14 protein-coding genes are annotated in these 13,834 nt (G+C 41.4%); 12 read left to right on the top strand and 2 right to left on the bottom strand.

Translation table 11 applies throughout. The features are described 5' to 3' along the window. Positions 1-247 precede the first annotated feature (247 nt). The 12 genes from Q4486_RS05100 (at position 248) to Q4486_RS05045 (ending at position 11,975) form a co-directional block, all read left to right on the top strand. Positions 248-1,165 carry a sensor domain-containing diguanylate cyclase gene (locus Q4486_RS05100; RefSeq protein ID WP_303518582.1) on the top strand — a complete coding sequence of 306 codons (918 nt, stop codon included), beginning with the start codon at positions 248-250 and terminating at the stop codon, positions 1,163-1,165. Between the two features lie 217 nt (positions 1,166-1,382). Beyond that, complete coding sequence (locus tag Q4486_RS05095; RefSeq protein WP_303518580.1) at positions 1,383-2,279, top strand: 1-aminocyclopropane-1-carboxylate deaminase/D-cysteine desulfhydrase; 897 nt, start codon at positions 1,383-1,385, stop codon at positions 2,277-2,279. Between the two features lie 111 nt (positions 2,280-2,390). Then, entirely contained in the window at positions 2,391-3,272 is an 882-nt protein-coding gene (locus tag Q4486_RS05090) for an NAD(+) kinase (protein ID WP_067866962.1), read from the top strand. Continuing rightward, positions 3,268-4,254 (top strand): metallophosphoesterase, encoded by a 987-nt coding sequence (locus tag Q4486_RS05085; RefSeq protein WP_303417244.1) that lies wholly within the window; start codon positions 3,268-3,270, stop codon positions 4,252-4,254. The genes Q4486_RS05090 and Q4486_RS05085 overlap by 5 nt, the downstream gene beginning before the upstream one ends. Continuing rightward, the gene (locus Q4486_RS05080; RefSeq protein WP_303518579.1) at positions 4,254-5,123 is read left to right on the top strand and encodes a rhomboid family intramembrane serine protease; all 870 of its coding nucleotides are present in this window, start codon (positions 4,254-4,256) and stop codon (positions 5,121-5,123) included. Before Q4486_RS05085 ends, Q4486_RS05080 begins: the two co-directional genes overlap by 1 nt. Positions 5,124-5,133: 10 nt before the next feature. Then, positions 5,134-6,006, top strand: a complete 873-nt coding sequence (locus tag Q4486_RS05075; RefSeq protein WP_303417217.1) for an alpha/beta fold hydrolase — start codon at positions 5,134-5,136, stop codon at positions 6,004-6,006. Positions 6,007-6,070: 64 nt separating this feature from the next. Further along, positions 6,071-6,343 (top strand): YeaC family protein, encoded by a 273-nt coding sequence (locus Q4486_RS05070; protein ID WP_067867084.1) that lies wholly within the window; start codon positions 6,071-6,073, stop codon positions 6,341-6,343. Further along, positions 6,343-7,170: a DUF2797 domain-containing protein gene (locus Q4486_RS05065; protein ID WP_303518578.1), complete on the top strand. Its 828-nt coding sequence runs from the start codon at positions 6,343-6,345 to the stop codon at positions 7,168-7,170. Before Q4486_RS05070 ends, Q4486_RS05065 begins: the two co-directional genes overlap by 1 nt. A gap of 16 nt (positions 7,171-7,186) precedes the next feature. Continuing rightward, positions 7,187-9,817, top strand: a complete 2,631-nt coding sequence (pepN, locus tag Q4486_RS05060) for an aminopeptidase N (RefSeq protein WP_303417212.1) — start codon at positions 7,187-7,189, stop codon at positions 9,815-9,817. Between the two features lie 140 nt (positions 9,818-9,957). Beyond that, positions 9,958-10,356: a hypothetical protein gene (locus Q4486_RS05055; RefSeq protein WP_303417210.1), complete on the top strand. Its 399-nt coding sequence runs from the start codon at positions 9,958-9,960 to the stop codon at positions 10,354-10,356. A gap of 77 nt (positions 10,357-10,433) precedes the next feature. Further along, positions 10,434-11,030 carry an HAD family hydrolase gene (locus Q4486_RS05050; RefSeq protein ID WP_303417208.1) on the top strand — a complete coding sequence of 199 codons (597 nt, stop codon included), beginning with the start codon at positions 10,434-10,436 and terminating at the stop codon, positions 11,028-11,030. 393 nt (positions 11,031-11,423) lie between these two features. After that, a complete protein-coding gene (locus Q4486_RS05045) occupies positions 11,424-11,975 on the top strand; it encodes a hemerythrin domain-containing protein (RefSeq protein ID WP_303518576.1) in 552 nt (183 codons plus the stop codon). Between the two features lie 6 nt (positions 11,976-11,981). Here the strand turns inward: Q4486_RS05045 and Q4486_RS05040 are convergent, their stop codons facing one another. Both Q4486_RS05040 and Q4486_RS05035 read right to left on the bottom strand, forming a co-directional pair. Beyond that, entirely contained in the window at positions 11,982-13,118 is a 1,137-nt protein-coding gene (locus tag Q4486_RS05040; RefSeq protein ID WP_303417204.1) for a sensor domain-containing diguanylate cyclase, read from the bottom strand. Between the two features lie 105 nt (positions 13,119-13,223). Next, positions 13,224-13,829 (bottom strand): riboflavin synthase subunit alpha, encoded by a 606-nt coding sequence (locus Q4486_RS05035; protein WP_303417202.1) that lies wholly within the window; start codon positions 13,827-13,829, stop codon positions 13,224-13,226. Between the last annotated feature and the right edge of the window lie 5 nt (positions 13,830-13,834).

The following is a 13,834-nucleotide window of genomic DNA, read 5'->3' as shown; positions in this document are numbered from 1 at the left end:
GGCGTGTAGCTCAGTTGGGAGAGCGTCGCCCTTACAAGGCGAATGTCGGGAGTTCGAGCCTCTCCACGCCCACCACTTTCTTTTGTTCATGTCATCTCATGTTTTTGTATTTTAAGCATTTAACGTGTATCTTCCTCTTTTTTTTGTAGATTGAATTTTAATCAGGTTTTTACTTGTCGTGAGTAAAAGCAGGAGTGCTTTTTGTGTCTACAGTATTATAAGAATAAAAAAACAAGGATGGGTATCGGTGAAAAATGTGGTTGAAACGGTAGTAGTTTCTTTATGTCCAGACCCTATTATTGGCGTTGATGGCTTGGGGATAGTCCGGATTTTTAATCCGGCTGCGGAGAAACTTTTGGGTTATAGTGCCGAAGATGTTATTGGCTCTTTAAGTATCTCAAGAATTTATCCAAGTTTGAATGATGCCCGAAAAATCAAAAAGCTTATATATTCAGACTCTTATGGTGCGCCAGGCTCCATAGAGGGTTTTGAGGCGGCCTTGGTTTGTAGCGATGGCAGTATAGTACCTATTCGGTTGTCAGCGGTTATCATGGATGAAGTTGAAGGAAGCAGTATTGGCTTTTTCCATGATCTGACAGAACGGTATGACTTTGAGCGGCAACTACAGATTCTTTCTGTTACTGATGAGTTGACTGGTTTATTCAATCAGCGTCATTTTTATGCTGTTATGGCTAAAGAGCTTGATCGTACTAAACGTTATCAGCACCCACTGAGTATTATCTGTTTTGATTTGGATGACTTTAAGGGAATTAATGACTCATTAGGGCATTTGGAGGGCGATCGAGTCCTTCGGACTATAGGTGAACTTCTTAAAGAAACGTTGAGGGAGAATGATATACCGGTTCGATATGGTGGGGATGAGTTTATGGTTCTCTTACCCGGAACAGGTATTCAAGATGCCTCCCAAACGGCAGAGCGAATTAGATCCATTTTTAATACCAAATGCCCTTATAGTATAGAAAAAGGAACGGTTGGTATTGCTAAAGTCTCTATGAGTCTTGGGGTGACAGAAACCAATGGGATGGAGAAACCTGACCAAGTTGTACAGCGGGCTGATTTAGCTATGTATGAGGCAAAAAGTTCAGGTGGGGATCGTACGGTTTTGCTTAAGCAACATATTGGTAATGTTGTTCAAGCGGGGTAGGGTAAGCGTTAGAGTCGTTAATTTATCAGATGATGCTATTGCTCTTCAGCATCATCTGATTGGTTATCATCTTCGTATTCATCGATATTTTGATAAAGTAGTTCTTCTGTATAATCTTCCATTATTATCTCCTCTTTTTTAGTTACTTTACGATTGTTTTATGTCTAATTGATGACAAAAATACTTCAGTTTTATGACTTTGCGTGGTTGTTGTCCTATGTTTGATCAACTCAATGAATTACCTGTTGTTTCATTAAATATGAAGCAAGCTGAGATGCGCGATGTAGGTGTTCATCTATTAAGGTTGGATCAGATAGATCAGCGAGTAAGTGGGAATAAATGGTTTAAGCTGAAATATAATCTTGAGAAAGCTAAAGCTCAGGGAGTCAAAGCCGTACTGAGTTTTGGTGGTGCATATTCAAATCATATTCATGCCTTGGCTTGGGCGGGGCAAGCGTTAGGGATAAAAACCATTGGTATTATTCGAGGGGAGTCGGATTATGCAAGTAATCCTACTTTAACTGATGCTGCGCGTTGGGGAATGGAGCTCCATTTTGTGACACGTGCTGAGTACAAACAACGAAAAGACGCGGATTTTTTACAAGGGTTAAGAGATAGGTTTGGTGATCCCTTTATTGTGCCTGAAGGGGGAAGCAATGCTTTAGCAGTCAAAGGGACGGCAGAGATTGTTAATCAATCCCTAATCCAGAAATATGGCATAGATAATATCGTACTTGCATGCGGGACGGGAGGTACCTTAGCGGGCGTCGCCGCATCCCAGCCTAGTGTTAATGTAGTCGGTATACCGGTATTGAAAGGTGCTAAATTTTTAAAAGATGATATTTCAATGCTTTTAGAATCAGCCGGTTATTCAGATGTTAATAATTGGGTTTTAGATTACAACGGCCATTTTGGCGGTTATGCTAAAACCTCTCCTGAGCTTCTAGCTTTTATTTCTATGATGGACGATGATTATGATCTTCCCTTAGATCAGATTTACACCGGTAAAATGATGCTGCGATTGATAGAGTTAATTGAAGAGGGTTTTTTTACTGAAGGGAGCCAGATTTTAGCATTGCATACAGGGGGGCTTCAGGGGTTAAGATCACTTTAATGTTGTAGAGATGCATAGGCTTTACTATAAAAGCGTATTGAAAAAATCAAGAAAAATGAGTTAGATGAAAATATCTATATTTTGGATGTAACCAGCTGATCCGGAGCAAAAATGGATTACTTTCGTAATATCGGCCTTATTGGTCGTTTAGGTAGCAAATCTGTGATTGATACCTTGAAACATATGATCCGTTTTTTAGGGGATCGTGGTCTTAATTGCATATTAGATGAAAAAATTGCTGAAGTGATGCCAGGGCATGGGCAGCAAACCAGTACTCCTAAAATGATGGGAGAGATTTGTGATTTAGTGATTGTCGTCGGCGGCGATGGAAGTTTGCTGGGAGCCGCACGTTCCTTAGCTCAGTACCATGTTCCAGTTTTAGGTGTAAACCGAGGGAATTTAGGGTTTCTTACTGATATAGCGCCTCATGAGATTGAAGAAAAGGTTGCTGAGGTTTTAGAAGGTAAATATACCGTAGATAGCCGCTTTCTACTTGATGTGATTGTAAAAAGAGATGGCGTGCCTATTGGTGAAGCAACAGCATTAAATGACTGTGTGTTACATCCGGGTAAAGCCGCAAGAATGATTGAGTTTGAACTCTATATTGAAGGTCAATTTGTATATACACAAAAATCGGATGGCCTGATAATTTCTACACCTACAGGGTCAACTGCTTATTCTTTGTCTGGTGGTGGACCCATTATGCATCCTAAGCTTGATGCGCTGGTCCTTGTGCCTATGTTTCCTCATACTTTATCTAGTCGACCTATTGTGGTTAATGGTAATAGTGAGCTAAAGCTGGTTATTAGCCCAAATAATAGTGCTTACCCGACAGTGTCTTGTGATGGTCAAAAAGATATTAGTTGTGCGCCTGGCGATACAGTTACAGTGCATAAAAAACCACATAAGTTGAAGTTACTTCATCCTCTTAACTATGACTTTTATAGTACCTGCCGAGAGAAACTTGGTTGGGGTACTAAGCTCGGAGATTAAAGTGACGAGCGAAGTAAAAGGGTATGATCTCATTGGTGATGTGCATGGCTGCTTTTTAAGTTTAGAGCTGCTGCTGAGTAAACTCGGCTATTCGAAACGTAATGGTGTTTATTCTAATCCTGGGCGCCAAGTTATTTTTTTAGGCGATATTCTTGATCGTGGGCCCCATATTAGGGAATCACTGCACTTAGTTTATGACATGGTTAAAGCGGGTCATGCTCATATAGTTATGGGTAACCATGAATTTAACTACTTAAGTTATGTCACTCGAGGGCGAGAAGGAAGTGGTTTAAGTTATCTACGTGAACATAATCCTCGCCATCACCGCATTGTAGCTGAAACTTTAGAGCAGTTAGCAAACTACCCTGATGAAGAAGAGATGTTTCTACAGTGGATTAGAGAGATGCCGGTCTACTTAGAGTTTGATCGTTTTCGGGTAGTCCATGCGTGCTGGCATCAGAAGCTTATCGACCGTTTTGAAGCCGAATGCCCTAATCATGTTATTGATGATCGTTTTCTCCATCGTTCTTCTAAGCGTGGAACCTTTGAATGGGCGTTAATGGATAGGCTTTTGCGGGGAACTCATTTGCGCCTACCTAATGGTGAGGCGATGGTGAGTAAGGATGGTTTTGAACGCCGATTTTTCAGGACCAAATTTTGGACAGAGGAGCCAGAGTTTTATGGTGATGTTGTTTTTCAACCTGATCCGTTGCCTGAGCATATAGCCAGAATGCCCCTGACAGAGCAAGATTATAATGACCTGTTGTATTATGGCCCTGAAGAGAAGATGCTTTTTATTGGTCATTATTGGCGAGAAGGGACTCCCGCACCAATAACATCAAATATCGCTTGTCTAGATTACAGTGCGGTTAAATATGGGAAATTAGTTGCTTACCGTTTAGATAATGAAAAGGTTATTCAGCCCGATAAGTTTATTTTTGTTGATGTTAGAAAAGAGATTGCGGATGAGCCTAATTTCTAATGATTAAAGTATTTACTGTTCCACTCAATGAAGACCTGACCGAATTCACTCAGTTCCTTTGGCAGTATGAGGTTCCCCATCGGGTTCTTGAGAAAGGTGATTTTCAAGAGTTCTGGGTTGAGCCAAATGTTAACCCTGAGGATATCTTGGCCCTTTATGAGATGTGGAAAAACGGGGGAGAGCTTTCTCAAATGGAGTTTAGGGCTCAACCAACTCCTGCGTTTGAGCTCTCGGCGGCTGTGCAGCCCAGTTTTTTTGTTTTAGCGCAACGGGCTTGGTTTTCAACCTCATTAATTGTGATCAGTATTGTCCTTAGCTTTTTAATTGGTTTTGGGGAAAATTTTGATCTATTAAGACATTTCACTATCACCGAGTTGTTACAAAAGAGTGATGGAATTTATACCAGTGGTCTTATGGGCACTGTTGAGTCAATGGAGTATTGGCGCTTTATTACACCGATTTTTCTGCATTTTAGTGCAGCTCATATCGTCTTCAATGTTCTTTGGATCTGGATTGCAGGCACGCGAATTGAATCTGCACAAGGTCGTTTATCTTTAGTAATGCTTGTGCTTATTTCAGGTGTTGCATCTAACTTGGCTCAATACTGGGTCAGTGGCCCGATGTTTGGCGGCCTGTCTGGTGTTGTTTTCGCCTTTCTTGGTTATTGCTGGTTGTGGGATAGGTTATATTCTCCCAAGCTTCGTTTGCCCCCAGCTTTGATGGGATTTATGGTTTTTTGGTTAGCTTTAGGGTACAGCGGTATTCTGAGTAGCGTTGGTTTTGGTTCTATAGCAAATACAGCTCATCTTGCCGGCCTTGTTACAGGCTTAATTTTTGTGCCTCTTGGTAAACGATTGGCGAAAGCCTGAGGAAAGATAGATGGATGCAACTATGTTATCGCTGGATCTTAAGCAGCGTTATGAGCAGCAGGCTGAAAAGGTTGGTACTCTTGTTCCAAATTTAACCGGAGAGTATGTACAAACACCGTTTGGCCCAGTTTGGGTGATGAAGGCGGGAGCTGATGATGCACCGCCTTTATTGTTGCTTCATGGCTTGCATACGAGCGCACCTTTTTGTATCGAGTTTTTTGCTAAGCTGGCTGAAAAATATCATGTTATTTGTCCTGATATTCCTGGGCAGGCTGGCAAAACGCCAGGTATGGCTCCGATTTCAAGTAATCAGGCTTACGCTATTTGGTTTGAAGGCTTACTTGATAGTTTAAATATAGAGAGCTGTCCTGCGGTTGGGTTATCCTTCGGTGGCGCTGTTTTACTTGATCTTGCCACTCGATCACCCAATAGAATAACGATGGCTTCGCTGGTTGTCCCTGCCGGTTTTTTCCGTCCTATTTGGCGCCCACTAAAAAAACTATTTATGCCGTTTTTGAGTTTTAAATTGAATACGGACCAACTACATTTTGATCAGTTGATGAAACCTTTAATGGGTGATAATTGGCCAGAGCTGGAGTCATATTACTTTGCCGTTTTTCAGGCGGGTATCCCCATGACGCTCTTGCCACCGGGACCGTTTGAAAAACAAGATTTACAAGCATTTCAGGCACCGGTACAGCTTATTGTTGCTACTGATGATCTCTACTTTGCGCCGAGTAAAGTAGAAAAATGTGCTCGCACTGTTGTGCCGAATCTATCTCAAGTTATTGAGATTGAAGATCTACATATGCCGAGTATTAAGAATAGAGAGAGAATTCAAGATCAAGTACTTGAGTTCATGCTGAAAGAAAGCAGGGTGTGATAAACTTTCCCGCTTTCTGATAAACGAGGTTAGTCCTCGTTTTATGTTATCTATGGATGAATTTATGAATTATGAAGAGCTGATTCAGGCGATGACTCCTGATATGCACCAGTCATTAAAACGTGCAGTAGAGTTAGGTAAGTGGCCTGATGGACGTAAATTGACTGCCGAGCAACGAGATATTTGTATGCGCGCAGTGATCGCTTATGATTATGAAAATAAGCCAGTCGATGAGCGAGTCGGATTTATTGATCGCACGAAAAAGGATGGTTCTCAGCATGGGAAAGATCCTTTGCAGCCGGACACTATCAAAATTCTTATAGATGATAAAAACTGATGCAGGAACTTGCGTGCGGCGCATTGCAGAAAATGCGTACAGAACTCTCTGACAAGGTTAGTTACTTTTTGCCTGTAGGTGAGCAAGAAGTTGCGATGAACGAACTTATAGGAAAGCCTATACGTCTTCATTACCAAGGTGCTATCAATTGCACTCATTGTGGGCGGAAAACGAATAAGAGCTTTAGCCAGGGTTATTGTTATCCCTGTTTTAAAAGCTTGCCTCAATGTGATCAATGTATTGTTAAACCGGAACTGTGTCATTTTCATGAAGGCAGCTGCCGTGACGAGAGTTGGGGCGAGCAGTTTTGTTTCCAAGATCACTATGTTTATCTAGCTAACTCCTCGGGCGTTAAAGTAGGGATAACTCGTGGCACACAGATTCCTACACGTTGGATGGATCAAGGGGCGGTGCAGGCCTTACCTATTTTCAAAGTCGCTACTCGCCTTCAGTCTGGTAAGGTTGAACGATTATTAGGTGAGCATGTTGCAGATAAAACTAATTGGCGCAAAATGTTGAAAAACGAAGTAGAAAGCTTAGATTTAACAGAAACAAGAGATCTGTTATTTGAAAAGTGCCAAGCGGGTTTGATCGCATTAGAAAATGAATTTGGTTTACAAGCAATACAACGATTGCCTGAGGCTGAACAGATAGAGATTAATTATCCTGTTTTGAACTATCCGCAAAAGGTTACATCGTTTAATTTTGATAAAACGCCTGACGTTAGCGGAGTGCTACAAGGGATCAAAGGCCAGTATCTAATTTTAGATACCGGTGTTATTAATATGCGTAAATTTACTGCTTATCAGGTAATGATATCTGCCTGATAACTAAGGTGTTGGAATGTCACAGGAACCTAAAGCGATCTATTTAAAGGACTACAAAGTCCCTGCTTATCTTTTCGAATCCACTGATCTGCGTTTTGAACTATTTGAAGATGAAACCTTAGTTCATGCCGTGTTAACTATTAGTAGAAACCCAGCCTGTACCGAGAGCGCTCCCGCTCTAGAGCTTTATGGTCATGAAACAGTGGAGTTAGTGAGCTTATCTATTGATGACGATCTGCTCAGTGATAAGGATTACGTTCGTGAGGGCGAAATGCTTAAGATAGCATCCGTTCCCGATCGCTTCTGTTTAAAGTCGACGACACGTATACACCCTGAATTAAATACCGCATTAGAGGGGTTATATAAGTCTGGTGGTATGTTCTGTACCCAATGTGAGGCGGAAGGCTTTCGCCGTATAACCTTCTTTCCGGATCGTCCAGATGTGATGTCGGTTTTTAGAACGACAGTTGAAGCTGATAAAGCACTCTATCCAGAACTTCTTTCCAATGGTAACCCTGTAGCGCAAGGGTTAGCAGAGAATAATCGTCACTGGGTGACATGGGAAGATCCGTTCCCTAAACCGGCTTACCTTTTTGCTTTAGTTGCAGGGGATCTACAGCATATTGAGGATTGCTTTACGACTATGTCTGGTCGTGAAGTGAAGCTGCGAATCTTTGCTGAAGAGAAGGACCTAGATAAACTCGACTATGCCATGCTTTCGCTAAAAAATGCGATGAAATGGGATGAAGAGGTTTACGGCCGTGAATATGATCTCGATATCTATATGATTGTTGCGGTCGATTTCTTCAATATGGGCGCAATGGAGAACAAAGGCCTCAACATTTTCAATACCTCATGTGTGTTGGCTAATGCGGCCACCACTACAGACGGTGGTTTTCAGCGTGTCGAAGCGGTGGTTGCCCATGAGTACTTCCATAACTGGTCGGGTAACCGTGTTACTTGTCGTGATTGGTTTCAGCTTAGTTTAAAAGAGGGTTTCACTGTATTTCGCGATGCAGAGTTTTCTGCGGATATGAACTCGCGTACCGTTAAACGTGTTGAAGATGTCAGTCTGCTCAGAACTGCTCAGTTTGCTGAAGATGCGGGCCCTATGGCTCACCCAATTCGACCAGAATCTTTTATTGAGATATCTAACTTCTATACCCTAACGATTTATGAAAAAGGGGCTGAAGTGGTGCGTATGGTGCGTACATTATTAGGTGAAGCCCTTTTCCGAAAAGGGTCTGATCTCTATTTTGAACGCCATGATGGGCAAGCGGTTACCACTGAAGACTTTATTCAAGCTATGGAAGATGCGTCAGGAAAAGATCTCTCCCAGTTTAGAGCTTGGTATCATCAAGCGGGTACGCCAGAGCTGCATATTACTGATCAGTATAATTCTGCGACAGGAGAGTATGTACTGAATGTTAAACAGAGCTGCCCACCAAGCCCTGGTCAAGAGAAGAAATCAGCTTTCCATATTCCACTGGCAATGGGGTTATTAGATGAGAGTGGTCAAGAGATTGAGTTACCTAATGGTGAGATGACGCAAATTCTTAATGTAACTGAGTTTGAGCAGTCATTTACCTTTGGTGGTCTAGCCGCTAAACCTGTTCCTTCTCTCTTACGTGGGTTCTCGGCACCGGTGAAACTCTTCTATCCATATCAGCGTGATGAGCTAATGTTTTTAATGGCTCATGACACTGATGGTTTCTGCCGTTGGGATGCGGCGCAAAAGCTTGCTGTTGATATTATGCAGGCGCTTATCGCTGACTATCATCCAGATAAAACTATGCAGCTGGATGATCGTTTAGTCTCCGCATTCCGCAGTGTTCTCGATGCTGAAGGGTTAGATAAAGCGATGGTTAGTAAAGTGTTGACCTTACCATCTGAAGCTTACCTTTCTGAGCTGGCTGATTGTGTTGATGTGGATGCGATTTATGCTGTTCGTAAGTTTGTTCGCTATTCCATAGCTGAGCAGCTAGAAGATAAGCTACGCTCGGTATACCGAGAGAATGATCTTGATATTGCCTACAGTCCTGATGCGGATTCTGTCGCGCGTCGAAGTCTTAAAAACCTATGTCTCTCTTATTTAATGAGCCTAGAAACTGAAGAAAGCCTTCAGTTGGCAAAAGCTCAGTATGAAAAAGCAGATAATATGACAGATATGCAAGTGGCCTTAGTTTTGGTTGCCCATTCATCTTTTAGGGATGCAGGGCATGCATTGCTGGTTGATTTCTATGAGCGCTGGAAGTCGGAAAGCTTAGTGGTTAACTTATGGTTATCGATTCAAGCATCGGACCCTCATCAAGGTGCTTTAGCTCGTGTGCTTGAACTAATGGAGCATCCGGCTTTTGATCGTAAGAATCCGAATAAACTTCGTTCTGTTATTTCTGTTTTTTGTGCTCAGAATAGCCTTCATTTTCATGCGTTGGATGGTAGCGGTTATCGCTTTTTGGCTGAACGTATCATTGAGCTTAATAGCCAAAACCCTCAAATAGCGGCTAGGATGCTAACCCCACTAACACGTTGGAAAAAATTCTCTGTTGCTAGACAAGAGCTAATGAAGGCTGAGTTGGAGCGAATTAGAGATAGTGGCGACCTATCAAAAGATGTTTTTGAAGTTGTTAGTAAAAGTTTAGTGTAAAAATTTGTATATTCTCCGTCAGCTGGGGGGACGTATGGTTTTCCCTCGGCTATACTCGCTGAGGAGTGTATGCCAAATTTTATATTTAGATTTGGTTTTAAATGAAAATAATAAAATATACGTATGACTAAGGATGCAATATGTCACAGTTATTGTCTGCGGAAGATAAGTTCGATATTCAACAAAACTTCAGACGCTATATGCGATTAAAAGATAGTCACGAATTGGCTAATGATGCTTATAAAACGGCTAAAGCCAATCGGATATGGATAGCAGGTATTATCTTACTATTATTTGCTTTGTCATCGGAGTTCTTTTTGGGAGCTGCGGCAGGGCTCTTTGGCGTTTATTTCTATAATTTAGTCATCAGTTGGCTTGATGTTAATTCGAGTGATGAGAGTATAGAAGAGCTGGATCGTTGGTTCGCAACAAAGCGCTTAAAGTTTGAAGGGCGGATCTTATATTTTAATAATGATGAGTTATTGGAAAACCCGCTTGATCCTTTTAATGAAGCTAGCTTTTCAACTGCTGAAGAATAGTCTTCTATAAAATATTTTATGATTAAGTGCCGAAATGTTTATGCCTTTCGGCATTTTTATGTGAGCATGAATTTAAAATGGTTAGTCTAACGCATAAGCGTTATTGGATTTTTGATCTTGATGGCACGTTAACTAAGCCTGTGCATGACTTTGCACATATTCGCAATGAATTAGGCTTGGCACCGAATACCGATATTCTTTCTGCTATAGCCCTCCAACCTGAAGAGAAAAGGCGCACAATGTTGGCGCATTTAGATGAGCTTGAGCGTTATTATGCTGCACAAGCACAACCAGCGGAGGGCGCAGTTGAATTATTAACTAAGCTTGATAAAAAAGATTGTTGTTTAGGTATTTTGACCCGTAATGCTCATGAGTTTGCTCTTCTCTCTTTGCAGGCCATTGGTGCCGCAGATTTTTTTGCTACCCAAGATATTTTAGGGCGAGATGAAGCGAAACCTAAACCTTCGCCGGAAGGTATAAATATTCTTTTAAATCAGTGGGTTGGAGATAATAAGAAGGCGGTAATGGTAGGGGATTTTCATTTTGATCTTCTTTCTGGACGTGCGGCTTCTGTAACAACGGTTCATGTTGATATGGCCAATCGCCATTGGCCTGAAGAGACGGATATTCGAGTAAATAGTTTATTTGAGCTACTCTCTCAATTTGATGAATAAATTGGCCCGCCGTTTGCTTTAAGCTAAGTGAGGAAAGCGTTTGCTTTTACTCTTGGCCTAAGCATTAGTGATCTTTATCAGATTATTTTTAATGCAACTTTTGAGACCAAAGTGTTTTTCACTTTGGTCTTTTTTTTATCTGGCCGAATCGAGACTAGCGTTTTATCTCCCATATCACCGATTTTATTTTGGTCGTCTGTAGCTAAATAGATGTTGCGCTGCAATATTTTTATATCTAACGCTTTCTAAATTGATCTTTATCAAGCGCACTTGCTTATTTTCTCTATATTTTATTTAAGGGATCGGCTTTTGTGTATTCGTAGATGATCAAGTTGTATGTCCATTTCAGTTCCCTGAGTTGCTTACTACCACGTTCTGTGAGGAGAGGTACTTATGACAATACTTACTGAATTACATCAAGACCATGTGAATCTTAATAAGTTGCTCGTTATATTAGGGCTTAAGATAGACAAGCTTCGAGGGGGGGACTCCCCCAATTTTAATTTGATGGCAGATGTTATCAATTATATCGCTTCTTATGCTGATGGTTATCATCACCCGAGAGAAGATAAGCTCTATGACTACTTCTCCGGGCGCTCTGAAGCACTAGACAGGCATTTGATACATTGTGCTGTAGAGCATCAGAAACTCAAAGCGTCCAGTATTCAGCTTATAGAGGCTATTGATGGGGTTCTCCATGATGCTGTTATGCCTATGACTGAGTTTGTTAATCTCTTAGATGAATTTGTGGTTTTACAGACGGCCCATCTGGATTCGGAAGAGGGGCATTTGTTCCCACTTATTGAGGATGTAGCTTCTGAGGAGGATTGGGCAGTTATTGATGGGTTATTACCACAAGAAAGTGACCCACTATTTGGAGAGAATAAAGCAACAGAGTATATAGATATTTATCGTGAACTTATTGTGGATATGAATAAGGCTTAGCCGTATCTAGCCTTTATCTGTGTTCACCTGAGGTGGTTCAAGGTTTGGGAAGGGCATAAATGAAACTTGGTTTCGGCCACCGTCTTTTGAACTATAAACAGCTTTGTCTGCGGCTTGGATCAGTTGATAGGCAATATCGTCTAGTTTTACCGATGGGTTTTTCTCAGGATGACATAAAGATACGCCTATAGATGTTGTCATCCTGAAAGGCCTAGATAGTTCGTCACGAAAAATTAGATTGGCTAATTTCTTTCTAAGCGTTTCAGCTATGCTTAAAGCGCGGTCTTTGTCGCAGTTCGGCAATAATATGGCAAATTCTTCACCACCATATCGAGCAACAGTATCCGTTTTACGTAGCTGCTTATTGAGAAATAGGCCTACTGTGCGCAGTACTCTATCGCCTGTTTGGTGTCCGTAAGTATCATTCACCGTTTTAAAGTGGTCTAGATCAATAAATAAACAAGCTAAAGAGTGTGCCGACCGGCTAGCTCGAGATAATTCACGAACAATCTCTTCTTCAAATGAACGGCGATTATGAACTTTCGTCAGCATATCAATACTGCTGAGTCGGTGGAGGTTCTCTTGGTTAATGCAGTTTTCTATACATACGGATACCACAGAGGCTAAGTGCTGAATATAATCATATCTCACATGCTCCGTGTATCGGCTAGCGTCGCAGCTCCCTAAGTGAAGGCTACCTATTAAGCAGTTGTGTCTAACTAAAGGTAATAAAGCGCAAGATTCTACTGGGCTATCTGCGACAGGGAAGGCTTCAGCTTTTAGAGAGGGGCTTGGTGCCCCTACAATCATCCCTTGATTAGGGTAAATCGATTTTAACAGCCGTTGGCTTTGGACAAACCTTAGGGTGTTGCCTGTAGCAGGAGGTACATATTCATTCAGTAAACTACGTGCCGCATGTTCAGGGTCAAATAAGATCAGATTGACACTGCTTAGTCGGAAGAGCGCTTTAAAATCAACCAAGATAAGATCTAATAATTCAGACAAGCGTCCACAAGAAAGTAAGCGAAGCTCCACTTCAAAAAAACTATTCAGAACCGACTCATTTTGTTCTGCTTTACTGATCATCAGTCGCAGGGTACGTTTGAGTTCCTGATTCTCTTTTTCTAATGGATCCAGCCCCATCTTATTTCCTTTTAAGACATGTGCATAATGTATCGGCCAACTCTAAGATCTATGCAGTTTTTTTTACTAATTTAGTGCGATTAAAATGTTATTAATCAATGTGCGTTAACGGTTGCCTAAATATTGTTCTACAGTGTCCACAACCGCTTGGGTATGGGCATCAATTTCCATATTAACTTTATCCCCTTTTTCAAGATTACCAAAGGTAGTTATTGATAAAGTTTCAGGGATAAGAAATACATTAAACTGATCCTCTAAAACTTCGCCGATGGTCAGGCTGCACCCGTTAAGCGCAACAAAGCCCTTTGGAAATATATACTTTCGCCACTCGGGAGTAATGTTAAACCAAAGAATCCAGTTATTTTCTGGCTTTTCAATACGATTTATTGAAACCTGTTGATGGATATGCCCAGATAATAAGTGTCCACCTATTTCGTCACCAAACTTTGCAGCTCTTTCAAAATTAACCAAATCCCCTAGGTTTATTTCGCTAAGGTTTGTGACGCGTAAGGTTTCCATAATGAGATCAAAACTGACAATATTTTCTTTAAACGAAGTGACCGTAAGGCAGGTGCCATTGAGTGCAATACTTGCGCCTAATTGGATATCTTTGCAATGTTGTGGGGGGAGTTCTACCTTTAGATGTATAAAGTCTGCTTTTTTCTCGAGGGCGCGGATGACCCCTTTGCCTTGCACTATGCCTGTAAACATTTGAG

Origin of the sequence: Neptuniibacter sp. 2_MG-2023 (assembly GCF_030547495.1) — a bacterium.
GTDB lineage: Bacteria > Pseudomonadota > Gammaproteobacteria > Pseudomonadales > Balneatricaceae > Neptuniibacter.
Note: the sequence above shows the minus strand (reverse complement) of the source record. Positions and strands in the feature narration are given on the sequence as shown.